We start from the raw sequence: 21,562 nt of genomic DNA on the forward strand, positions 1-21,562 counted from the left end.
CGCATCTCTTGCCGTAACCACCCCCCACGCCCCGTTCCACCTGCACGGAAAGGGTCTTCGGGACCCTGCGCACCCTACGGGGATTGGCCACCACACCGAGGCGCACTTCCCTGCACGGCCCACGAGTGCAACGCTTCGTGATCGAATGCTTCACGCCAAGTTGCCATGTCGACAATCCGCCGGGTGGTGAACTGGCCACGCCGGCATTGTGCGACACGTTAGATTCGATCTTGACTGTTACGGCGGGGGACTCGTGCAGGACCGAGGGGAAACGTGCAGGAGCGACACAATCGAGGAGCCGCGACCACCGAGGGGGGCTTAGCAGGATGAGCCACGACTCCACCGCCGCGCCGGAAGCCGCGGCCCGGAAGCTTTCCGGGCGACGCCGCAAGGAGATCGTCGCGGTGCTGCTGTTCAGCGGCGGCCCCATCTTCGAAAGTTCCATTCCGCTGTCGGTGTTCGGGATTGACCGCCAGGACGCCGGCGTACCGCGCTACCGCTTGCTGGTGTGCGGCGGGGAAGAAGGCCCACTGCGGACCACAGGGGGCCTGGAACTCACCGCGCCACACGGCTTGGAGGCGATCGCACGGGCGGGCACGGTCGTCGTGCCGGCCTGGCGTTCGATCACCTCTCCGCCGCCGGAGGACGCGCTCGACGCACTGCGCCGGGCGCACGAAGAGGGCGCCCGCATCGTGGGCCTGTGCACCGGCGCGTTCGTGCTGGCCGCGGCCGGCCTGCTGGACGGCCGGCCGGCCACCACCCACTGGATGTACGCGCCGACGCTGGCCAAGCGCTATCCGTCGGTGCACGTCGATCCACGAGAACTCTTCGTGGACGACGGCGACGTGCTGACGAGCGCCGGCACCGCGGCCGGAATCGACCTCTGTCTGCACATCGTGCGGACGGATCACGGCAACGAGGCGGCCGGCGCGCTGGCCCGCCGCCTGGTCGTCCCGCCGCGCCGCTCGGGCGGTCAGGAGCGCTATCTCGACCGGTCTTTACCCGAGGAGATCGGCGCCGACCCGCTCGCCGAGGTCGTCGCCTGGGCGCTGGAGCACCTCCACGAGCAGTTCGACGTGGAGACGCTGGCGGCACGCGCCTACATGAGCCGCCGCACCTTCGACCGCCGTTTCCGGTCGCTGACCGGCAGCGCGCCACTGCAGTGGCTGATCACCCAGCGGGTGCTGCAGGCGCAGCGGCTGCTGGAGACCTCGGACTTCTCGGTGGACGAGGTCGCCGGCCGGTGCGGCTTCCGCTCACCGGTGGCCCTGCGCGGCCACTTCCGCAGGCAGCTCGGCTCGTCGCCCGCGGCGTACCGGGCGGCCTACCGGGCGCGCAGGCCGCAGGGCGAACGCTCGCCGGACAGCGAGCCGCCACCGCCGCCGCCCGCCTCACTGCACCCGGAGACGCCCGGCCCGGTGCCGCCGCAGGTCCGGCGCACGGCCGCGGCGACGGCCGGACCGGTGGGCGCGTCCGCGTCGCTGCCGTCCGAGCACGCGCGTGAGGCCTACCTGGCCTCGCGCGCGAGTCTTCCGGGGCAGCGCAGCGGCCTGTGACCGGGTGACAGCGGTGTGTGGACGCCGGACGGGCATCGCGCCCCGTCCGGCGTCCGCGTCCCCGGCCGGCGAGCCCCGCGCCCGCCGCGGACGCATCAAAAGCCGACGTCAGCTTTAGGGTGGGTCGCATGAACGATCGCATGGTGTGGATCGACTGCGAGATGACCGGCCTCTCGCTGTCGGACGACGCTCTCATCGAGGTTGCCGCCCTCGTCACCGACTCCGAGCTGAACATCCTCGGAGACGGCGTCGACATCGTCATCCGGCCGCCGGCCGAGGCGCTGGAGACGATGCCGGAGGTGGTGCGCCAGATGCACACCGCGTCCGGACTGCTCGACGAGCTGGCGGGCGGGACGACGCTCGCCGCGGCCGAGGAGCAGGTGCTGGCGTATGTCCGCGAGCACGTGAAGGAGCCGGGCAAGGCGCCCCTGTGCGGGAACTCCGTCGGCACGGACCGCGGATTCCTGGCGCGGGACATGACGGCCCTCGAGGGCTACCTGCACTACCGGATCGTGGACGTCTCCTCCATCAAGGAGCTCGCCCGGCGCTGGTACCCGCGGGCGTACTTCAACAGCCCCCCGAAGAACGGCAACCACCGCGCCCTCGCCGACATCCGCGAGTCCATCGCGGAACTGCGGTACTACCGCGAGGCCGTGTTCGTGCCGCAGCCCGGGCCCGACTCCGACACCGCGAAGTCGATCGCCGCGAAGCACGTCCTGCCCGCCCCGTAGAAAGCCGTGCGCGAGCACCCCTTCGGACCCTGTACACTTTTTCTCGGCCGGTAGGGAGACCGCAAAGTCCAACTGCCGGGCGTGGTGGGTGTAGCTCAGCTGGTAGAGCACCTGGTTGTGGTCCAGGATGCCGCGGGTTCGAGTCCCGTCACTCACCCTGAGTCATCAGCCGGTGACTTCCCGCGAGGGAGGTCACCGGCTGATGTGTTTCCCGGGAGCAGTCATGCGCTCAGCCGTCCGCCCCGAGCCGATCGGCACCGCCCGGCTCGACCTCCTCCCGCTGCGCGTCGACCACGCGGCACATATGGCGACGGTCCTCGCCGACCCCGCCCTGCACACCTTCATCGGCGGCGCGCCCAGCCCGCCCGAGGAGCTGCGCGCCCGCTACGAACGCCTCGTCGCCGGCTCCCCCGACCCGTCCGTCTCCTGGTGCAACTGGGTGCTGCGGACACGGGACGACGGCTGCCTCGCCGGGACCGTCCAGGCGACGGTGTCCGGCCGGGCCGAGGCCGAGATCGCCTGGGTCGTGGGCGTTGCCTGGCAGGGCCGCGGCCTGGCCTGTGAGGCGGCCCGCGGGCTCGTCGGATGGCTGCGGGAGCAGGGCGTGCGGACGATCGTCGCCCATGTCCACCCCGACCACCGGGCCTCCGCGGCGGTCGCCGCCGCGGCCGGGCTCTCCCCCACGCGGGAGGAGCAGGACGGCGAGATCAGGTGGCGCTCCCGGCCCCCCGGAAGCGTCTGACGCCCCAGGCCCCTGCCGCTGCCCCTGCCCCCCGGAACCCGGTCCGCTCCCGCCCGTCCGCCTGTCTGGCCGCCCGCCCGTCCGGAGGACGTCCGGCCGGAGGACGTCGGTCAGGAGGACGTCCGGCCCACCAGCTCCGTCGCCAGCACCACCTGGCGGCGCTCCAGGCCCCGGGAGACCGCCGGACGGCGGTCCGCGATCTCGGTGAGGAGCAGGTCCAGCATTCTGCGGCCCATCTCCTCGATGGGCTGACGCACACTCGTCAGCGGCGGGTCCATGTGACGGGCTATCGCCGAGTCGTCGTAGCCGACCAGGGCCACGTCCTGCGGAATGCGGCGGCCCGCCTCGCGCAGGGCCTGGCGGGCGCCCGCCGCCATGACGTCGGAGCCCGCGAAGACCGCGTCGAGCGTGGGGGTCCGGGCCAGGAGCTCGTGCATCGCGCGGTGGCCGCCCTCCTCGGTGAAGTCGCCCAGGGCGATGAGCCCTTCGTCCACCGGGTGCCCCGCGTCGCGCAGTGCGTCCCGGTAGCCGTCCACGCGCCGCTGGGCGCCGTAGACGTCGAGGCGGCCGGTGATGTGGGCGATGCGGGTACGGCCCCGGGACAGCAGATGCTCGACCGCCGAGCGGCCACCGCCGTAGTTGTCGGAGTCCACCGACGGGAGCGTCTCCCCGGCGGAACGCGGACCGCTGATCACCGCGGGGATCTCCAGCTGGGACAGCAGATCGGGCAGCGGGTCGTCGGCGTGCACGGAGACCAGCAGGACGCCGTCCACCCGGTGCGCCGCCAGGTACTGGGCCAGCCTGCGTCGTTCGCGATCGCTACCCGCGAAGATCAGCAGCAGCTGCATCTCGGTCTCCGCGAGCTCCGCGCCGACGCCGCGCAGCATGTCCGAGAAGTACGGCTCGGCGAAGAACCGGGTCTCCGGTTCGGGGACGACGAGGGCGATCGCGTCCGTGCGGTTGGCGGCGAGCGCGCGGGCGGCGGTGTTCGGGACGTAGCCGAGCTCGGCGACCGCCGCCTCCACCGCCGCGCGGGTCGCGTCGCTGACCCTCGGCGAGCCGTTGATGACCCGGGAGACCGTGCCCCGGCCGACGCCGGCACGCGCGGCCACCTCTTCCAGGGTCGGCCGGCCCCCGCTGCGCCCCCGTGCTCCGTGGCCTGCCATGGGCTCCGCCTTCCCGTTGTTCGCACTCGCCTGGAATCTAACAGTCCTGCCCGTCGTGCCCCGCGGTCACCAGGGGCCATGACCTCGCCGACGCCTGCCGCCGGCCGGGATCCTCGTCCCTTCGGACGCCGGACGGACCATTTGTTCCGAACTGTGCTTTATGGGCTCCGCTTCATCTGATTAGCTAACAGGCCGATAACTGAACGCATCTCTCCGCGCCCCCACCCTTGACACCCCCGCCGGAACCGACGACTCTTCAACACATCACCTGTGGGAGCGCTCCCACGGTACCTGACACATACACATCCCGCACGTTCCCCGCCCGAGCCGCAGCGAGTAACTGACGGGCCCAACATTGCAGTTGGCCGGGGGGTCGGCACGTCAGGGCAACAGGAGGACGTAATGCGAGCACGTACCCGAACCGCCCGCCGGGCGGTTGTCCTCGCGGCCGTCGCGTCGTTGGGCGCCGGGCTGCTGGCCGGCTGTGCCGACGACGGCGGCGACGACAAGGCTTCCGACGGTTCGTCGTCCGGCGGCGGCAAGGGCAAGACCACGATCACCCTCGGTCTGTTCGGCACCTTCGGCTTCAAGGAGGCCGGCCTCTACGCCGAGTACGAGAAGCTCCACCCCGACATCAAGATCGCCGAGAACGTCACCGAGCGGAACGAGAACTACTACCCCGCGCTGGTGAACCACCTGACCACCAACAGTGGTCTGCAGGACATCCAGGCCGTCGAAGTCGGCAACATCGCCGAGGTCGTGGCCACGCAGGCGAGCAAGCTCGAGGACCTCTCCAAGACCGCGGGCGTGAAGAAGGACGACTGGCTGGACTGGAAGTGGGCGCAGGGCACCACCAAGGACAACCAGACGATCGCGCTCGGCACGGACGTCGGCCCGATGGCGATCTGCTACCGCAAGGACCTCTTCCAGCAGGCCGGTCTGCCCACCGACCGCGCGGCGGTCGCCAAGCTGTGGACGGGCGACTGGAACAAGTTCGTCTCGGTCGGCGAGCAGTACAAGAAGAAGGCGCCCAAGGGCACCACCTTCATGGACTCGCCCGGCGGTCTGATCAACGCGATCCTCAGCAGTGAGAAGGAGAAGTTCTACGACGCCTCCGGCGAGGTCATCTACAAGAAGAACCCCGCCGTGAAGGCCGCCTTCGACCTGACCGCGAAGGCCGCCACCGAGGGGCTGGTCGGAGCGCAGACCCAGTTCCAGCCGGCCTGGGACACGACGATCGCGAACACCAAGTTCGCCGCGATGGCGTGCCCGCCGTGGATGCTCGGCTACATCAAGGGCAAGTCGAAGCCGGACGCCGCCGGCAAGTGGGACGTGGCCGTCGCGCCCAAGTCCGGCAACTGGGGCGGTTCCTTCCTGTCCGTGCCCAAGAGCGGCAAGCACGTGAAGGAGGCCGCGGCGCTGGCCGCCTGGCTGACCGCGCCCGCGCAGCAGGCCAAGCTGTTCAGCGTGCAGGGCTCCTTCCCGAGCGCGCCCGGCACGTACACCGAGGCGGCCGTCACCAGCGCCAAGAACGAGATGACCGGTGACGCCCCGATCGGCACCATCTTCGCCGAGGCCGCGAAGTCCAGCCCGGTGCAGGTGATCGGCCCGAAGGACCAGATCATCCAGCAGGGCCTGACCGACAACGGCGTCATCCTCGTGACGAAGGGCAAGTCCGCCGCGGAGGCCTGGACGACGGCCACGAAGACCATCGACAACAACCTGGACAAGTGACCCGCATGGCCACCCGCCACACCACCGCCGCGCCCCCCGTGAAGGAGGGGGGCGCGGCCCCGGGCCGCCCGCCCGCAGCGCCCACCGAGGCGGAGCAGCGCCGGCGGAACCGGCTGTCCCGCCGCTGGCAGCGGGACATGCGCTGGAGTCCGTACGCCTTCGTCTCGCCGTTCTTCCTGCTCTTCCTCGCCTTCGGCCTGTTCCCGCTGATCTACACGGGCTGGGCGTCGCTGCACCAGGTGGAGATGACCGCGCCCACGGACATGACCTGGGTGGGGATGCGCAACTACACGCGCATCTTCGACGACGACTTCTTCTGGAACGCGGCGCGCAACACCCTCACGATCGGGATCATCTCGACCGTGCCTCAGCTGCTGATGGCCATGGGCCTCGCCCACATCCTCAACTACAAGCTGCGCGCCTCGACCTTCTACCGGGTCGCGATGCTCGCGCCGTACGCGACGTCGATCGCGGCCGCCTCGCTGGTCTTCGTCCTGCTCTTCGGCCGTGACTACGGCATGATCAACTGGGCCCTGCACTTCGTCGGGATCGACGCGGTCGACTGGCAGAACGACAAGTGGCCGTCGCAGATCGCCGTCTCGTCGATCGTCATCTGGCGGTGGACCGGTTACAACGCGCTGATCTACCTGGCCGCGATGCAGGCCATCCCGCAGGACCTGTACGAGTCGGCGGCGCTGGACGGCGCGAGCCGCTGGAGGCAGTTCCTGCACGTGACGCTGCCGTCGCTGCGGCCGACGATCCTGTTCACGGTCGTCGTGTCGACGATCGGCGCGAGCCAGGTCTTCGGCGAGCCGCTGCTGTTCGACGCCAACAAGGGCGCGTCGGGCGGCGCGGAGCACCAGTTCCAGACGCTGGGCCTGTACCTGTACGAGCAGGGCTGGGTCAACCAGCACCTGGGCCGGGCCTCGGCGATCGCCTGGACGATGTTCCTGATCCTGATCGTGGTCGGCATCGTCAACTACGTCATCTCGCGCCGGCTGCGCGCCAGTAGTTAGGAGTACCGGCCGTGACGACGACGACAACGACCGTGAGGACCGCGAAGCCCGAGGACGCCGTGCCGACGGCCCGCAAGACGCGACGCCCGAAGTCCGCGCAGGCCGGCGGGCACATGCACGGCGGCCCGATCGCCTACATCATCCTGGCCGTGTTCACCATCGTGTCGCTGTTCCCGCTGGTGTGGACGGCGATCGCCGCCTCCCGCGACAACCAGCGGCTGGCACAGAACCCGCCCCCGTTCGTGTTCGGCTCCAACCTCTTCCACAACCTGGACGTGGCCTGGAACGACGCGAACCTGGGCAAGGCCTTCGTCAACACGACCATCGTCGCGGGCACGTCGGCGGCGACGATCGTGTTCCTCTCGACGATCGCCGGGTTCGCCTTCGCCAAGCTCCGCTTCCGGGGCCGGGGCGCGCTGATGCTGATCGTGATCGGCACGATGATGGTGCCGCCGCAGCTGAGCATCATCCCGCTGTACATGATGGTCGCCAAGCTGGAGTGGACGGACCAGCTCCAGGCGGTGATCCTGCCGTCGCTGGTGAGCGCGTTCGGGGTGTTCTTCATGCGGCAGTACCTCATCCAGGCGCTGCCCGACGAGATCATCGAGGCGGCCCGGGTGGACGGCGCGAGCAGCTGGCGGGTGGTGTGGCACGTGGTGTTCCCCGCGGCGCGCCCCGCGATGGCGGTGCTCGGCATGCTGATGTTCGTGCAGACCTGGAACGACTTCCTGTGGCCGTTCCTGGTGCTGAGCCAGACCGGCAACCCGACCGTGCAGGTGGCGGTCGCGGGCCTGGGCCGTGGCTACACCCCGGACCAGTCCCTGATCATGGCGGGCGCGCTGCTCGGCACGCTGCCGCTGCTGGCGGTCTTCGCGATCTTCGGCAAGCAGATCGTGGGCGGCATCATGCAGGGCGCGGTGAAGGGCTGAGCCGCCCCGCGCGGCCGGGACGCCCACCGCACACGACGCCGGCGGCACAGGCGCGGGCCGTCACGCGTCCATGAACCTCCCGGGGGCCGGGTCACCGCCGCCTCGGCCCCCTCGCATTACTTCCCCCCTCAACCTCCGTCGGTCTCGACGACCACTCATGGGAGCGCTTCCATGCCTGAGCCCGTTTCTCCGGTGACCTTTCCTCCCGCCTTCCTCTGGGGCGCGGCGACCTCCGCGTACCAGATCGAGGGGGCGGTGCGGGAGGACGGCCGCACCCCCTCGATCTGGGACACCTTCAGCCATACCCCCGGCAAGACGGCGGGCGGCGAGCACGGTGACATCGCTGTCGACCACTACCACCGCTACCGCGACGACGTGGCGCTGATGGCGGACCTGGGCCTGTCGGCGTACCGCTTCTCCATCTCCTGGTCCCGGGTCCAGCCGACCGGCCGCGGTCCCGCGGTCCAGGTGGGCCTGGACTTCTACCGCCGTCTGGTGGACGAGCTGCTGGCGAAGGGCATCAAGCCGGCCGTCACCCTCTACCACTGGGACCTCCCCCAGGAGCTCGAGGACGCGGGCGGCTGGCCGGAGCGGGACACGGCCTACCGGTTCGCGGAGTACGCGCAGATCGTCGGCGAGGCGCTCGGCGACCGGGTGGAGAACTGGATCACGCTGAACGAGCCGTGGTGCAGCGCCTTCCTCGGCTACGCCTCCGGGGTGCACGCGCCGGGCCGTACGGAGCCGGTGGCGTCGCTGAAGGCGGCGCACCACCTGAACCTGGCGCACGGTCTGGGCACGTCGGCGCTGCGCGCGGCCATGCCGGCCCGCAACGCGGTGGCGATCAGCCTCAACTCCTCGGTGGTGCGCCCGCTGTCCCCGGGCGACCCGGCGGACCTGGCCGCGGTGCAGAAGATCGACGACCTCGCCAACGGCGTCTTCCACGGCCCGATCCTGCGGGGCGCCTACCCCGAGACGCTGCTCGCGGCGACCTCGTCGCTGACGGACTGGTCGTACGTCCTCGAGGGCGATCTGCGCACCATCCACCAGCCGCTGGACGCGCTGGGCCTCAACTACTACACGCCCACGCTGGTCTCGGCGGCGGACGCCTCGGTGCGCGGCCCCCGCTCGGACGGTCACGGCGCGAGCGACCACTCGCCGTGGCCGGGCGCGGACGACGTGGCGTTCCACCTGACGCCCGGCGACCGCACGGAGATGGGCTGGTCCATCGACCCGACCGGTCTGCACGAGCTGATCATGCGCTACACCCGGGAGGCGCCGGGCCTGCCGCTGTACATCACGGAGAACGGCGCGGCCTACGACGACAAGCCCGACTCGGACGGCCGCGTCCACGACCCGGAGCGCATCGCCTATCTGCGCGGCCACCTGGCGGCCGTGCGGCAGGCGATCGCGGACGGCGCGGACGTGCGCGGCTACTACCTGTGGTCGCTGCTGGACAACTTCGAGTGGGCGTACGGCTACGAGAAGCGGTTCGGCGCGGTGTACGTGGACTACGCGACGCTGACCCGCACGCCGAAGTCGAGCGCCCTCTGGTACGGCCAGGCGGCGCGGACCGGTTCGCTGCCGGAGGCCGAGACCGCCTGACGGAGGTCGACAGCACCTGACGGAGGTCGGGACCGCCCGACCGCACAGACCGCTTGACCCGGGGGGCAGGGGGAGGGGCGCGGCACGCCGTGGGGGCGTGCCGCGCCCTCTGCGTGACGGGACGCGGCGTCGCTCGAGGAAGGCCACGGAACCGGTCAGAGGTGGAGGCCGATCAGGCCCGCGCCCGCCCGCGGGCCGGCCCAGGCGGCCCCCGGCGTCACCGGAGCGCGGTCCGTCTCCGTCTGCGGACCGTGCCGCGGTGGCCCTTGCGGGTCGGTCGGCGGTCGGTCAGCTGGAGCCAGAGGCGGACCTCCGTGCCGCCCAGTACCGAGGAGCCGATGCGCACGTCGCCGCCCGTGGACTCGGCGAGCCGGCGGACGATGTCCAGGCCGAGGCCGGTCGAGCCGGCGGTCCCGGACCCCCGGCCGCGGGCCATCGCCGCGACGGGGTCGGGGATGCCCGGGCCGGCGTCGGAGACCAGGACGATCGCCGCGTCCTCGGCGTTGTGGACGTCGACCGCGAAGGCGGTGCCCTGCGGGGTGTGGCGGAAGACGTTGCCGAGCAGGGCGTCGAGGGCGGCCGCGAGGTCGGCGCGGGCGACCGGGATGCGGACCGGGCGGTCGACGCCGGCGGTGCGCACCTTGCGGCCCTCGTCCTCCGCGAGCGCCGACCAGAACGCCATCCGTTCCCGGACCACCTCCGCCGCGTCGCAGCCCGCGCCGGGACCGGCGGCCGCCGTCTGCGGCTTGGCCTCCCGCGCGGTGCGGATGATGGTGTCCACCTCGCGTTCCAGCTGGGCGACCGCCGTGCGGGTCTGCTCGGCGGCCGGGGAGTCACCGAGGGAGGCCGCGTTGAGCCGGAGCACGGTCAGCGGGGTCCGCAGGCGGTGGGACAGGTCCGCCGCCAACTCCCTCTCATTGGCCAGTAGTTGGACGACCTGGTCGGCCATCGAGTTGAACGCCACTGCGGCGAGGCGCAGTTCGCTCGGCCCCTCCTCCGGCACCCTCGCCCCGAGCTTGCCCTCCCCCAGCTCGTGCGCCCCCTCGACCAGCCGCCTGGCCGGCTGCACCATCCGCACGCCCAGCCGGTCGGCGACCGCGACCGACCCGACGACCAGCGCGGCCCCGACCGCGGCCAGCACCGCCCAGGCCGTGGCGACGCCGTTGCTCACCTCGGACTCGGGGACGTACACCTCGATCACCGCGGTCCCCAGGCTCAGCGCGACCGGCTGGAGCAGCACGGAACCGCCGGGGACCTCCGCCATGGACGCCCGGCCCAGCTTCCGCACGGCCGCGACGGCGGCGGCGTCCGCGCGCTGCCGGCCGAGGTCGACGGCGGCCCGCCCCTCGCTCGCCGGCAGGTGCACCGCCATCCCGTCGTCGGAGCCCGCCGCGGCCACCACCCGCTCCAGCTGGTCGCGGTCGGTGGTGATGGACAGCGCCGGGACGACGACCGCGGCCACCCGCTCCGCGTTGGAGAACGCCCGGTCCCGGGCCATCTCCTTGATGACGAGCCCCAGCGGGACCGCGAAGGCGATCACGACCATCGTGGTGACCGCCAGACACACCTTGACCAGTGCCCATCTCATCGCGGCGGCTCCGCTCCCCCCAGGCCGCAGGCCGGCGGCTCCAGCTTCACGCCGACGCCCCGCAGCGTGCGCAGATAGCGCGGCCGCGCCGCCGTCTCGCCCAACTTGCGCCGCAGCCAGGACAGATGGACGTCGATGGTCTGGTCGTCGCCGTAGGACTGCTGCCACACCTCGGCCAGCAGTTCCCGGCGCGCGACCACGACCCCTGGCCGGCTCGCCAGGAACGCCAGCAGGTCGAACTCGCGGCGGGTCAGGTCGAGCCGTACGCCGTCCAGCTCGGCCTGACGGCGCAGCGGGTCCACGGTCAGCCCGCCGACCCGCAGGACGGTGGACGGCGCCGCCTCCCCGGCGCCGGCGCGGGAGCGCCGCAGCACGGCCGCCATCCGGGCCGACAGGTGTTCCACCGAGAACGGCTTGGTCAGATAGTCGTCCGCGCCCGCGTTGAGGAGCCGGACGATCTCCGACTCGTCGTCGCGCGCGGTGGCGATGATGACCGGCACGTCCGTGATGCCGCGCAGCATCTTCAGGGCCTCGGACCCGTCCAGATCGGGCAGCCCGAGGTCGAGGACGACCACGTCGAAGGAGAAGTGGGCGACCTCGCGCAACGCCTCCAGCGCCGTGCCGACACTGCGCACCGTGTGCGCGGCGTCGGTCAGGTGCCGGATGAGCGCCGAGCGTACGAACTGGTCGTCCTCGACCACGAGCACACTTGCCATGCGCCGCAACCTACGCCATGCGGGCGGACGTCATTCGGGCCTGTGGACAACTCGGCGTCGGTGGAGAACCGGTGGGTCCGCCGGGCTCCGCGGGCGGGACGGACGGGGACACCCGGGCAGGGACACGGGTGGGGCGCGTGGGGCAGGATGGCGGCGATGCGCAGAGGACTCGTACACGTACTGGCCTGGTCGCTCGCCACGGGCGCGGCGGTCACGCTGTCGTGGTGGGGCGTGCACACGGTGATGACGGGCACGGCCTACGACCCGCCGCGCGCCCTGCCGCTGGTCGCCGACGCGGCCGCGCGGGAGCCTAAGCCGCCGGCCGCGTCCGCGAGCGGTCCCGGACCGTCGGCCGCACCGTCGGCCGGTCCGTCCCGCAGGCCCGGCCGCACGCCCGTCGCGCCCACCCCGTCGAGTACGGCGACGGCCGGCAGCCCCTCACCGAGCGTCCCCGGCGCCTCCGGTACGACGGGGAACAGCGTCAGGAGCTACGACACCGACGGCGGCCGGGTCGTCTTCGACCTCGGGAAGACCTCGGCGACGCTGGTCTCGGCCACGCCGGGCGCGGCCTGGTCGATGCAGGTGTGGAAGACCGAGTCGTGGATCCGGGTGGAGTTCAGCTCGGGCGCGGACCGGGTGTCGGTGTTCTGCACCTGGCACGACGGGCCGCCCCGGGTGGAGGTGGGAACGTACTGACGCCGGAACGAAACCCGGACGGAAGCCCGCACCGAACCCCGCACCGAACCCCGGAACGAACGCCCGCTGCGCGGGGCCGGGCGCGTCAGCGGAACACCGAGGGCGGCGGCGCGGGCGAGGCCACCGCCGACGCGTCCGCCACCGCCGCCGCGCCGCCGGTGAAGTCGGTCAGCGCCCGGCCGTGTTCGACCCGGCCGGGGTGCGGATCGGAGGCGGCCCGGCGGGTCAGTTCGGCGATCGGCAGCGGCAGGTCGGAGGCGACGAGCACGGCGTTGCCGAACCGCTTGCGCCGCAGCACGGTCGGGTCGGCGACCAGCGCGAGTTCGGGGAAGCGGGCGGCGGCGGTGGCGATCTGGCCGCGCAGATGCGCGAGCGGCGGGCCGTCGGCGAGGTTGGCGGCGTAGACCCCGCCGGGCCTCAGCGCCCGGCGGACCTCGTCGAGGAACTCGGTCGAGGTGAGGTGGGCGGGGGTCCTGGCGCCGCTGAACACATCGGCCACGACGAGATCGGCCCATCCGTCCGGCACCTTGGCGAGGCCTTCGCGCGCGTCGAGGGACCTGACCCTGATCCGCGCCCCCGGGTCCAACGGCAGTTCCCGGCGCACCAGCCGGACGAGGGCGGCGTCACGTTCGACGACCTGCTGGGTGGAGCGGGGGCGGGTGGCGGCCACGTACCGGGCGAGGGTGAACGCGCCGCCGCCGAGGTGCACGGCGTGCAGGGGCTTGCCGGCCGGGGCGGCGAGGTCGATGACATGGCCGAGGCGCCGCTGGTACTCGAAGGAGAGGTACCCGGGGTCGTCGAGGTCGACGTGCGACTGGGGGGCGCCGTCGATGAGCAGCGTCCAGGCCCGTGCCCGGTCCCGGTCGGGGACGAGCTGGGCGAGTCCGCCGTCGACGGGCTCGACGACGGCGTCGGCGTCCCGCTCGCGCCGGGTGTTCCTGGACTTTCCCATGACAGCATTTTCGCAGGCCCCGACGGCTCGCCGCGCCCCCGGCCCCCGGTGGCCCGCCCGCGGCCCCGACCCCGGGCCCCGCCCAGCTCGACCACGCCCTAACGGCAGCTGTCCGCCGCCTCGATCAGCCGGGCCGCCTCGCCCAACGCCCGCCGCAGCACCGCCGGATCCGTCGCGAGGTCCGCCTCGCAGGGGGGCACCAGCCAGTCCGGGCCCTGCCCGGGCGGCTCGGGGGCGGGTCTCAGCCGTCGGCCGTCGGTCCTGGTGCAGACGCTGCCCGGCACGTCCCACGCCGCCGCGGTGCCGGGCGGCACCACGAAGACGAGCGTGTCGCCGCCGTCGTCGTGCAGTACGGGACCCACCCCGTCCCCGGCCGGCCCGCGCCGCAGGATGTCCACCGCCTCCAACCCCTGCCGGGTCCCCACCGTCACCAGGTCGCATGCCGCCACCGACGGCATCCGACGATCGTTGCTCTGGCTGGTCTCCATTCCGGCCTCCACCGCGCAGCCCGCCTGTAGTCCACAAGGCTCAACGCGTCACGGCGTCAAGGGCTACGGCGGAAGTCCGCCGCAAAGGATGGCAGTTCATGGCAGATCGCGGATGAGATATCCGTTTTGTAGCCAAACACCGCATGGCGGCCCGGCCACAGCAGGTACGTTCTTGCCCGCCGGGAACAAGGGTGCCCCTCGGACAACTCACCCCTGGTCCGGCATGGTTCGACGGTTCGCACGAGAGGACCCGGCCATGGCGTCGTCAACGGTGACCCCAGCTCGGCCCGACCGGCCGGCGCGGCCCAACTCCGTCTTCCGGCAGCTGCGCGGACAGCGCTCACCGGCCGAGTTCGCCGCGCTCGTACGGCGGGCCGCGCGCGAGATCGGCGAGCGGGTCAGCTGCGACGCGCGTTACATCGGCCGGGTGGAGGCAGGCGAGATCCGCTGTCCCAACTACGCCTACGAGCGGGTGTTCCTGCACATGTTCCCCGGCCGCACACTCGCCGATCTGGGGTTCGCACCCCGCTCGTCCGTACGCGGCCGAGGGGCGCGCGGCACCGAGGAAGCCCCCGGTGCGCACCCCGCGGGACCGGCGCGCGCCACCGGTGACGAGCGGCACACCGATGAGACGCGCCGAGCGCACGAACCGTATGACAGGCAGGACCCGTACGACATGCACCACGACCACGAGGAGAGCGACGTGCTGCGTCGCGCATTCATGACCGGCGGAGGCGCCACCATGGCCGCCGCCACCCTGGGCCCCTTCGTCCTCGCCCACGGCGCTTCGGCGGCGGCCCGCCGGGGACGTCGCGCGGGATCGAGCGAGGCGGGCGCACTCGAAGACGCGGTCCGCAGAATCCGGCTGCTGGACGACCGGCACGGGGCCGACGGCCTCTACCGGCGCGCGGCCGCTCCGCTGCGCGCCGCCTTCGCGCTGCTGGACGCCGGGACCACCCGTCAGACGACCGCCGACCGGCTCCACTCGGGCGCCGGGGAGCTCGCCATCTCGGTGGGCTGGCTGGCGCACGACTCGGGCCGGTTCGACGACGCGCGCTCGCACTACGCCGAGGCCTTGGCGACCGCCCGGGTGACCGGGGACGACGCGCTGGAGGCGCACGCCTTCTGCAACACGGCGTTCCTCGCGCGGGACGCGGGCCGCCCCCGCGAGGCCGTCCGCGCCGCCCAGGCCGCCCAGCGCGTCGCCCGCCCGCTGGGCTCGCCCCGGCTGATGTCGCTGCTGGCGCTGCGTGAGGCGGGCGGCTGGGCGGGGCTCGCCGACCGGACCGGCTGCGAGCAGGCGCTCGTACGCGCACAGGCCCTCTACGAACGCGGCCGCTGCGACCACGACCCCGAGTGGATGAGCTTCTACGGCGAGGCCGAGCTGGAGGGGCTCACGGCGCAGTGCTGGTCAGCGCTGGGCGACTGGCCGCGCGCTGCCCGGCACGCGAAACGGGCCGCGGACCTCCAGGACCCGCACTTCACCCGGAACATCGCCCTGTACACGGCCGAGCTGGCGGACGACCTCGCGCGCGGGGGACGTCCCGACGAGGCCGCGGTGGCCGGACTGCGGGTCCTGGATCTGCTGGACCAGGTCCAGTCGTCTCGGATCCAGACCATGCTGGCGGGGACGGCGCGGGTGCTGCTGCCGCACCGGAGGGCGGGCGGTGTGTCCGCGTTCCTGGAGCGGCACGCCTCGACGCCGCGGACGGTGTGAGCGGCGGCCCCCCGGCCCCGTCCCGGCCGGGTGCCCCTGCTCTGACCTGCCCCGGCCCACCCCAGAGCCCGTTCCTGCGCCCGTACCTTCGACCGGGGTCAGACGAGGTGACCGAGGTCGTTCCAGCTCTCGATCGCCGGCTCGCCGTAGGCCCAGCCCAGGACCGACACCGACGTGGGGTTCAGGCGGATCCGCGCGGCGAAGTCCAGCGGCAGACCCAGCCAGCGTGCCCCTATGGACCGGAGGATGTGCCCGTGGGCGAAGACCAGCACGTCCCGGTCGGCCGAGCGGGCCCAGGCGACGACCTCGTCCGCGCGGGCCGTCACCTCGGCCAGGGTCTCCCCCTCGGGAACACCGTCGCGCCAGATGAGCCACCCGGGCCGGACGGCGTGGATCTCCGCGGGGGTCATCCCCTCGTACGCGCCGTAGTGCCACTCCAGCAGGGTGTCCCAGACCTCGGCCCGCTCGCCGAAGCCGGCGAGCGCGCACGTCTCCCGCGCGCGGACCAGCGGGCTGGTGCGTATCTCGGCGTCGGCGAGGCCGTCGAAGGGCGGCCGGTGCAGCCGCTCCCCCAGCAGCTTGGCGCCCCGGCGGCCCTCCTCCAGGAGGGGCACGTCGGTCCTGCCGGTGTGCTTGCCGGACAGCGACCACTCCGTCTGCCCGTGCCGGGCCAGCAGAATGCGCGGTGCCATGGGGGACCTTTCCGGGAGAACCCTGGGAGGGACCAGGGGAGAATTCGGGGGCGGATCCCCTCCATCATCGCTCACCCTGAACAGGGGCAACCCGGCGGGCGATCTCAGCGTCTTTGAGATCCGGGGCCCCTCGCGAGGGGCGCGTCCGCCCGCCGTAAAGTGGCACGTCCCGCGCCACCGGCGCCGCAGTGACCGGACCAGCACCAGACAGCGACCAGAAGGGGGAGGCGATCGGATGCCGCAGACCGAGACACCAGGCACCGAGGCGGCCCCGCGGACAGCACGGCTGCGCTGGTGGACCGAGCTGCCCCTGCTGGTGCTGGTGTACCTCTGCTACTCGGCGGGCCGGCTGCTCGCGCGCGGTGACGTCTCCACCGCCGTCGACCACGGTCTGGCGATCCTGCGCGTCGAGAAGGTGTTCTACCTCAACGCCGAGCACCCGCTGAACCGGCTGTTCACGGCCCACGCCTGGATCGGCGTGCCGGCCGACTTCTGGTACGCGTCGCTGCACTACCTGGTCACCCCGGCGATCCTGGTGTGGCTGTTCCGGTCGCAGACGGTGCACTACCGGGCGGCCCGCACCTGGCTGATGGCGTCCACCTTCATCGGCCTCATCGGCTTCACCCTGATGCCCACCTGCCCGCCGCGGCTGCTGTCGGCGGGGCACGGCTTCGTGGACACGATGGCCCAGTACAGCTCGTACGGCTGGTGGGGCGGCGAGGCGAGCGCGCCGCGCGGCATGGGCGGCATGACCAACCAGTACGCGGCCATGCCGAGCCTGCACGTGGGCTGGGCCCTGTGGTGCGGTGTGATGCTGTGGCGCCACGGCGGCACCCGCCTGGCGAAGACGGCGGGCGTCGTCTACCCGCTGGTGACCACGCTCGTGGTGATGGGCACCGCCAACCACTACTTCCTCGACGCGGCCGCCGGCGCGGCCGTGATGGGCGTCGGACTGCTGCTGGCACCGTGGGCGATGCGCGCCGCGGACCGGGCCCGGGTGTGGTTCGCCTCCCGCGTCCCGGCGCTCGCCCCGGCTCTCCCGGCGGACTCTCCCGCCCCTTCGGCCCCGGTTGTCAGTGGCGGATGCCAGACTTCCCCGGGTGAGCGAATTCCACGGCAGCGCGAGTCACGGCTCCGCCCCGGAGTCGAACCGGACGTCTCTCCCTCGGACGCGGGGGACGGCGCTCCGGCAGCGGCTCGCTGAGCTGCGCGGCCCCGACACACCGGCCAAGGCGCTGGACGCCCGCGCCCTCGCCGCGCTCGCCGCGAACCCGGGCTGCAAGCGGCGCGCCATCCTCGACGGCGCCGGCGTGAACAAGGCGGCCCTGGCGGGCGCGCTGGGCTCGCCGTCCGCCTTCGGCCAGTCCCAGTTCGCCCTCACCCGCGGCAACGCCTTCGAAGCGAAGGTGAAGGCGGACGGCGGCGCGGAACTGCTGCGGCTGGTGCACGAACGGCTCGACCCGGCCGCGCCGCCGCCCGCCGGCGCGGCCGTTCCCGACCTGTCCGCGATCGGCCCAGAGGGCCGCACCGCACGCACGGCGCTGGCGCTGCGCGAGGCAGCCGCGGCCGCGGCGGAAGCCGCCGACGCGGGCGGTGCCGGCGGCTGGACGCTCCTCGACCACCCGATGATCGCCCTCGACGTGGCGGGCTCCCCCGCCTTCCTCGAGCCGGACGCGGTGGTGGTCCACCCGGACGGCAGCTGGACGGTCGTGGAGATCAAGTCCTTCCCGATGCTGGACGGCGCGGCGGACCCCGCGAAGGTCGGCGCCGCCGCCCGGCAGGCCGCCGTGTACGTGCTGGCACTCGAGGAGGTCGCCGCCCGTCTGGAGCCCTCCCCGCGCGTACGCCACCGGGTGCTCCTGGTCTGCCCCAAGGACTTCTCCAACCTGCCCACCGCGTCCGCCGTGGACGTGCGCAAGCAGCGTGCCGTCACCCGCCGCCAGCTCGCCCGCCTCACCCGCATCCAGGAGATCGCCGACGCCCTGCCCGACGGCGTCTGCTTCTCCCCCGAGCTGCCCGCCGAGCAGCTCACCCAGGCCGTCGAGGCGGTCCCCGCGGCGTACGCTCCCGAGTGCCTGGCCGCCTGCGAGCTGGCGTTCCACTGCCGTGAGCGCTCCCGCGCGGCCGACGCGGTCACCTCGCTGGGCCGGTCGGTGCGGGCCGAGCTCGGCGGGCTGAGCACCGTCGAGGACGTCCTGGCGGCGACCCGCGGCGAGGCCGGCGATCCGCGGGACCCGGCCGTCGCCGCCCTGCGCCGGGCCGCGGAGCTGCGCCGGGAGGCCCTGGGGTCGATGTGTCCCTGATCACCGCCCTGGCCCGGCTGGAGGCCGTCGCCACCGGCCGCGCCCAGCCCGCCGCCACCGTCCGCCACCGTCGGCTGTCCGAGCGCCCGCTGGTGTTCGTGCCGCTGACCACCGCCGGTGAGGCCGGCGCCCCGCTCGGCGCGCTGGTCGGCACCGACCGGGACGCGCCGCGGCTGCTGGTCGTGCCGCAGCCGCGCGACCGCGACCTGCGGTTCGCGTTCCTCGCCGAACTGGCCGACGTGATCCTGCCCTACCTCGACTCCTACGCCGACGACGTGGAGGCCGCCGAGCGGGCCGAGACCGACCCGGAGACCGGCAAACGCGTCAAGGTCGAGGTCGAGCTGTGCGCGGACGCGCCCCAGCTGATCGTGCCGAGCCGCGCGGGCGTCGACCTCGTGCGCCTGCTGGGCCGCTCCATGCGCTTTCGGCGGACGGCCGAGCAGGACCCGGAGACGCCGCATCCCGCGCCCCCGCGCGTGCCGCTGCTCGGGCGGTGGCTGACGCACTTCGGGGAGCGGTCCCGGGTGCCCGGTTCCTCGCTGCTGCTGGCCCTCACGGAGGTTTTGGGCCGGCACTGGGCGACCGGGCAGTCCAGCCTGGAGGACCAGCACCTGGGGGCGCTGCTCGCCTGGATCGATCCGCCGCCCGGCGAGACGGGCGCCGAGGCGGCGCTGCGCGCGGAGCTCGCACGGGACGCCGACGGGCAGTTGCGGTGCCCGCCGGCCGGTCCGGCCACCGACCCGGCGTTCGACAACAAGCTGCTCGCCCCCGCCATCGAGCGCTACGACCGCGCGCGCACCGCCCTGGCCGCCGCCGAGGACGGCCTGCAGGCCGACGACCGGCTGGGCGCGCTCACCGCCGCCGAGCGGGAGATCCGCGAGCTGGTGCGCAGCCGGACGCTGCCCACCTGGAACGCGGTGTGGTCGGGCCTGGACCTGCTGCGGGCCCTGCCCGAGGGCGCGCACGTCGAGGAGCGGTGGACGCGCGACCGCTGGTCGTTCACCGGCCACCGCGACCGGGTGGTCGCCGGCGAGCCCCCGCAGCCGCGCCGGGACGACGCGGTCACGGCGGCCAACAAGCTCGCCACGCGCGAACGCGAACAGGCCCGGCTGGAGGCCCAGGAGGCGCTCGACGACCCGCTGGCGATGGCGGGCCGCCGGCTGGCCGGGGAGGCCTTCGCGGGCGAGGTCGTCGACGTCGTCATGACGTACGGCGAGGGCCGGCGGCCGAGCCCCCGTCCGCTGGTCACCGTCCGGACGGACGACCGGCCGCATCTCGCCGAGCGGGCGAAGACGTACCGGTCGCTGGGCGGGAAGCCGCAGGCCGCCGAGTTCGTGGAGCGGGCCGCGGAGGACCTGGTCGTGCTGCGGATCGTCGACAAGATGGGCCGCGGCAAGGAGCCCGAGGCGGGGTCGGTGCCGGAGAAGGGCGACCGGCTCTGCTTCACCCTCTTCGAACACGAGCAGCGCGGCGGCGCGAAGCTGCCCGACCCGGAGGACACCCCGTGGACGCACGGCGGTCCGCCCGGTGAGCAGGCGCCCGAACCCCCCGACTCCGTCACCCAGGAGGACGTCCTGTGACCGCCGAGGCCGCTCTCGACCCCGGTACCGCCGCCGCCCGCGCCACCGACGCGATCCTGCGCGACACCCTGCACGCCACCGCGCGCGGGGTCGTCGTGGACTCCCCGCCGGGTGCCGGCAAGTCCACGCTCGTCGTCCGGGCGGCACTCGAACTGGCCGACGCGGGGCGGTCGTTGATGGTGGTCGCGCAGACCAACGCACAGGTCGACGACCTGGTGCTGCGGCTCGCCGAGAAGAGCCCCGAGCTGCCGGTGGGCCGGCTGCACAGCAGTGACGCCGACCCGTACGACAAGGCGCTCGACCAGCTGCCGAACGTGCGCAAGTCGGCGAAGGCGGGGGAGCTGGCCGGGCTGCCGGTGGTGATCTCCACCGCCGCCAAGTGGGCGCACGTGAAGACCGACGAGCCGTGGCGGCACGCCATCGTGGACGAGGCGTACCAGATGCGGTCGGACGGGCTGCTGGCCGTGGCCGGGCTGTTCGAGCGGGCACTGTTCGTGGGCGACCCCGGGCAGCTGGACCCGTTCTCGATCGTCGGCGGCGAGCAGTGGGCGGGGCTGTCGTACGACCCGTCGGCGTCGGCGGTGAGCACCCTCCTCGCGCACAACCCGGAGCTGCCGCAGCACCGGCTGCCGGTGTCCTGGCGGCTCCCGGCGTCGGCCGCGCCGCTGGTCTCCGCCGCGTTCTACCCGTACACGCCGTTCCGCAGCGGCACCGGGCACGGCGACCGCCGTCTCTCCTTCGCCGTCCCGTCGGACGGCTCCGGCGCCGACCGGGTGATCGACGAGGCGGCGGAGTCCGGCTGGGGCCTGCTGGAGCTGCCCGCCCGGCACACGCCCCGCACCGACCCGGAAGCGGTGCGGGCGGTCGCCGTGGTGGTGCGGCGGCTGCTGGACCGGGGCGGCGCGGCCGTCTCGGAGCGCTCCCCCGACCCGGCCCCGCTCACGGCCGACCGGGTCGCGGTCGGCACCGCCCACCGCGACCAGGCGGCGGCCGTACGTGCGGCGCTGGCGGAGCTCGGCGTCAGCGACGTGACGGTGGACACCGCCAACCGGCTGCAGGGCATGGAGTTCGACGTCACGGTGATCCTGCACCCGCTCTCCGGCCGCCCCGACGCCACCGCATTCCATCTGGAGACCGGCCGGCTGTGCGTCCTCGCCTCCCGCCATCGGCACGCGTGCGTGGTGGTGTGCCGGGCGGGCGTCGGCGACCTGCTGGACGAGTACCCGTCGACCGAACCGGTGCAGCTGGGCACCCTCGTGAAGTTCCCGGACGGCTGGGAGGCCAACCACGCGGTGCTGGCGCATCTCGGGGAACATCGGGTCGCCTGGAAGCCTTGAGGGTCCGGGGCCGAATG

The 21,562-nt window shown here is 73.3% G+C and carries 19 protein-coding genes and 1 tRNA gene; 14 read left to right on the forward strand and 6 right to left on the reverse strand.

From position 1 onward, the window contains the following. Positions 1 to 326: 326 nt before the first annotated feature. The 4 genes from QF032_RS14955 (at position 327) to QF032_RS14970 (ending at position 3,029) form a co-directional block, all read left to right on the forward strand. Positions 327 to 1,556 (forward strand): helix-turn-helix domain-containing protein, encoded by a 1,230-nt coding sequence (locus QF032_RS14955; protein ID WP_306952147.1) that lies wholly within the window; start codon positions 327 to 329, stop codon positions 1,554 to 1,556. Positions 1,557 to 1,684: 128 nt separating this feature from the next. Next, positions 1,685 to 2,287 carry an oligoribonuclease gene (orn, locus tag QF032_RS14960; protein ID WP_307056206.1) on the forward strand — a complete coding sequence of 201 codons (603 nt, stop codon included), beginning with the start codon at positions 1,685 to 1,687 and terminating at the stop codon, positions 2,285 to 2,287. A gap of 84 nt (positions 2,288 to 2,371) precedes the next feature. Further along, positions 2,372 to 2,444 (forward strand) — tRNA-His (locus tag QF032_RS14965). Between the two features lie 66 nt (positions 2,445 to 2,510). Further along, positions 2,511 to 3,029, forward strand: coding sequence for a GNAT family N-acetyltransferase (locus tag QF032_RS14970; protein WP_307056207.1), 519 nt, complete (start codon positions 2,511 to 2,513; stop codon positions 3,027 to 3,029). Positions 3,030 to 3,139: 110 nt separating this feature from the next. On the opposite strand, the gene QF032_RS14975 is transcribed toward QF032_RS14970, so the two are convergent. After that, positions 3,140 to 4,195: a LacI family DNA-binding transcriptional regulator gene (locus tag QF032_RS14975; protein WP_306952144.1), complete on the reverse strand. Its 1,056-nt coding sequence runs from the start codon at positions 4,193 to 4,195 to the stop codon at positions 3,140 to 3,142. A 402-nt stretch (positions 4,196 to 4,597) separates the two neighbouring features. Between QF032_RS14975 and QF032_RS14980 the strand changes: the two genes are divergently transcribed. The 4 genes from QF032_RS14980 (at position 4,598) to QF032_RS14995 (ending at position 9,476) form a co-directional block, all read left to right on the forward strand. Beyond that, on the forward strand, positions 4,598 to 5,929 hold the full coding sequence (locus tag QF032_RS14980; protein ID WP_307043190.1) for an ABC transporter substrate-binding protein: 1,332 nt from the start codon (positions 4,598 to 4,600) through the stop codon (positions 5,927 to 5,929). Between the two features lie 5 nt (positions 5,930 to 5,934). Continuing rightward, positions 5,935 to 6,945, forward strand: a complete 1,011-nt coding sequence (locus tag QF032_RS14985) for a carbohydrate ABC transporter permease (RefSeq protein ID WP_307050097.1) — start codon at positions 5,935 to 5,937, stop codon at positions 6,943 to 6,945. 32 nt (positions 6,946 to 6,977) lie between these two features. Continuing rightward, the gene (locus QF032_RS14990; RefSeq protein ID WP_307050099.1) at positions 6,978 to 7,874 is read left to right on the forward strand and encodes a carbohydrate ABC transporter permease; all 897 of its coding nucleotides are present in this window, start codon (positions 6,978 to 6,980) and stop codon (positions 7,872 to 7,874) included. A gap of 171 nt (positions 7,875 to 8,045) precedes the next feature. After that, positions 8,046 to 9,476: a GH1 family beta-glucosidase gene (locus QF032_RS14995; RefSeq protein ID WP_306952142.1), complete on the forward strand. Its 1,431-nt coding sequence runs from the start codon at positions 8,046 to 8,048 to the stop codon at positions 9,474 to 9,476. A gap of 217 nt (positions 9,477 to 9,693) precedes the next feature. Here the strand turns inward: QF032_RS14995 and QF032_RS15000 are convergent, their stop codons facing one another. After that, complete coding sequence (locus QF032_RS15000) at positions 9,694 to 11,064, reverse strand: sensor histidine kinase (protein WP_307043192.1); 1,371 nt, start codon at positions 11,062 to 11,064, stop codon at positions 9,694 to 9,696. Then, positions 11,061 to 11,780 carry a response regulator transcription factor gene (locus QF032_RS15005; protein ID WP_307056208.1) on the reverse strand — a complete coding sequence of 240 codons (720 nt, stop codon included), beginning with the start codon at positions 11,778 to 11,780 and terminating at the stop codon, positions 11,061 to 11,063. The genes QF032_RS15000 and QF032_RS15005 overlap by 4 nt, the downstream gene beginning before the upstream one ends. Positions 11,781 to 11,936: 156 nt before the next feature. On the opposite strand from QF032_RS15005, the gene QF032_RS15010 reads away from it, so the two are divergent. Next, entirely contained in the window at positions 11,937 to 12,476 is a 540-nt protein-coding gene (locus tag QF032_RS15010; RefSeq protein WP_307056209.1) for a hypothetical protein, read from the forward strand. 85 nt (positions 12,477 to 12,561) lie between these two features. Here the strand turns inward: QF032_RS15010 and QF032_RS15015 are convergent, their stop codons facing one another. Together QF032_RS15015 and QF032_RS15020 are read right to left on the reverse strand one after the other, a co-directional pair. Next, the gene (locus tag QF032_RS15015) at positions 12,562 to 13,428 is read right to left on the reverse strand and encodes a spermidine synthase (RefSeq protein WP_307043198.1); all 867 of its coding nucleotides are present in this window, start codon (positions 13,426 to 13,428) and stop codon (positions 12,562 to 12,564) included. Between the two features lie 98 nt (positions 13,429 to 13,526). Further along, entirely contained in the window at positions 13,527 to 13,916 is a 390-nt protein-coding gene (locus QF032_RS15020; RefSeq protein ID WP_307043200.1) for a hypothetical protein, read from the reverse strand. 256 nt (positions 13,917 to 14,172) lie between these two features. Here QF032_RS15020 and QF032_RS15025 point away from each other — a divergent pair, with 256 nt between their 5' ends. Beyond that, positions 14,173 to 15,633 carry a tetratricopeptide repeat protein gene (locus tag QF032_RS15025; protein ID WP_307043201.1) on the forward strand — a complete coding sequence of 487 codons (1,461 nt, stop codon included), beginning with the start codon at positions 14,173 to 14,175 and terminating at the stop codon, positions 15,631 to 15,633. Positions 15,634 to 15,731: 98 nt separating this feature from the next. Here QF032_RS15025 and QF032_RS15030 read toward each other — a convergent pair whose 3' ends face one another. After that, on the reverse strand, positions 15,732 to 16,325 hold the full coding sequence (locus QF032_RS15030; RefSeq protein WP_307043203.1) for a histidine phosphatase family protein: 594 nt from the start codon (positions 16,323 to 16,325) through the stop codon (positions 15,732 to 15,734). A 235-nt stretch (positions 16,326 to 16,560) separates the two neighbouring features. Between QF032_RS15030 and QF032_RS15035 the strand changes: the two genes are divergently transcribed. Genes QF032_RS15035 through QF032_RS15050 form a run of 4 tightly spaced genes read left to right on the forward strand, consistent with a single transcriptional unit; the run spans position 16,561 to position 21,545 of the window. Then, positions 16,561 to 17,529: a phosphatase PAP2 family protein gene (locus tag QF032_RS15035; protein WP_307043205.1), complete on the forward strand. Its 969-nt coding sequence runs from the start codon at positions 16,561 to 16,563 to the stop codon at positions 17,527 to 17,529. A 1-nt stretch (position 17,530) separates the two neighbouring features. Further along, positions 17,531 to 18,628, forward strand: a complete 1,098-nt coding sequence (locus tag QF032_RS15040) for a hypothetical protein (protein WP_307060260.1) — start codon at positions 17,531 to 17,533, stop codon at positions 18,626 to 18,628. Continuing rightward, positions 18,619 to 20,208: a hypothetical protein gene (locus QF032_RS15045; RefSeq protein ID WP_307043207.1), complete on the forward strand. Its 1,590-nt coding sequence runs from the start codon at positions 18,619 to 18,621 to the stop codon at positions 20,206 to 20,208. Before QF032_RS15040 ends, QF032_RS15045 begins: the two co-directional genes overlap by 10 nt. Further along, positions 20,205 to 21,545 (forward strand): AAA family ATPase, encoded by a 1,341-nt coding sequence (locus QF032_RS15050; RefSeq protein ID WP_307043210.1) that lies wholly within the window; start codon positions 20,205 to 20,207, stop codon positions 21,543 to 21,545. Before QF032_RS15045 ends, QF032_RS15050 begins: the two co-directional genes overlap by 4 nt. Positions 21,546 to 21,562 lie beyond the last annotated feature (17 nt).

This window comes from Streptomyces achromogenes (genome assembly GCF_030816715.1).
In the GTDB taxonomy this organism is placed as follows: Bacteria; Actinomycetota; Actinomycetes; order Streptomycetales; family Streptomycetaceae; genus Streptomyces; species Streptomyces achromogenes_A.

Excerpts from the sequence above, each read along its gene's own strand:
- QF032_RS15005 (WP_307056208.1), bottom strand. The coding sequence starts at position 11,780 with ATGGCAAGTGTGCTCGTGGTCGAGGACGACCAGTTCGTACGCTCGGCG.
- QF032_RS14955 (WP_306952147.1), top strand. The coding sequence starts at position 327 with ATGAGCCACGACTCCACCGCCGCGCCGGAAGCCGCGGCCCGGAAGCTT.
- QF032_RS14995 (WP_306952142.1), top strand. The coding sequence starts at position 8,046 with ATGCCTGAGCCCGTTTCTCCGGTGACCTTTCCTCCCGCCTTCCTCTGG.
- QF032_RS15035 (WP_307043205.1), top strand. The coding sequence starts at position 16,561 with ATGCCGCAGACCGAGACACCAGGCACCGAGGCGGCCCCGCGGACAGCA.
- QF032_RS14980 (WP_307043190.1), top strand. The coding sequence starts at position 4,598 with ATGCGAGCACGTACCCGAACCGCCCGCCGGGCGGTTGTCCTCGCGGCC.
- QF032_RS15000 (WP_307043192.1), bottom strand. The coding sequence starts at position 11,064 with ATGAGATGGGCACTGGTCAAGGTGTGTCTGGCGGTCACCACGATGGTC.
- QF032_RS14975 (WP_306952144.1), bottom strand. The coding sequence starts at position 4,195 with ATGGCAGGCCACGGAGCACGGGGGCGCAGCGGGGGCCGGCCGACCCTG.
- QF032_RS15015 (WP_307043198.1), bottom strand. The coding sequence starts at position 13,428 with ATGGGAAAGTCCAGGAACACCCGGCGCGAGCGGGACGCCGACGCCGTC.
- QF032_RS14985 (WP_307050097.1), top strand. The coding sequence starts at position 5,935 with ATGGCCACCCGCCACACCACCGCCGCGCCCCCCGTGAAGGAGGGGGGC.
- QF032_RS15030 (WP_307043203.1), bottom strand. The coding sequence starts at position 16,325 with ATGGCACCGCGCATTCTGCTGGCCCGGCACGGGCAGACGGAGTGGTCG.
- orn (WP_307056206.1), top strand. The coding sequence starts at position 1,685 with ATGAACGATCGCATGGTGTGGATCGACTGCGAGATGACCGGCCTCTCG.
- QF032_RS15025 (WP_307043201.1), top strand. The coding sequence starts at position 14,173 with ATGGCGTCGTCAACGGTGACCCCAGCTCGGCCCGACCGGCCGGCGCGG.
- QF032_RS15020 (WP_307043200.1), bottom strand. The coding sequence starts at position 13,916 with ATGGAGACCAGCCAGAGCAACGATCGTCGGATGCCGTCGGTGGCGGCA.
- QF032_RS14970 (WP_307056207.1), top strand. The coding sequence starts at position 2,511 with ATGCGCTCAGCCGTCCGCCCCGAGCCGATCGGCACCGCCCGGCTCGAC.
- QF032_RS15010 (WP_307056209.1), top strand. The coding sequence starts at position 11,937 with ATGCGCAGAGGACTCGTACACGTACTGGCCTGGTCGCTCGCCACGGGC.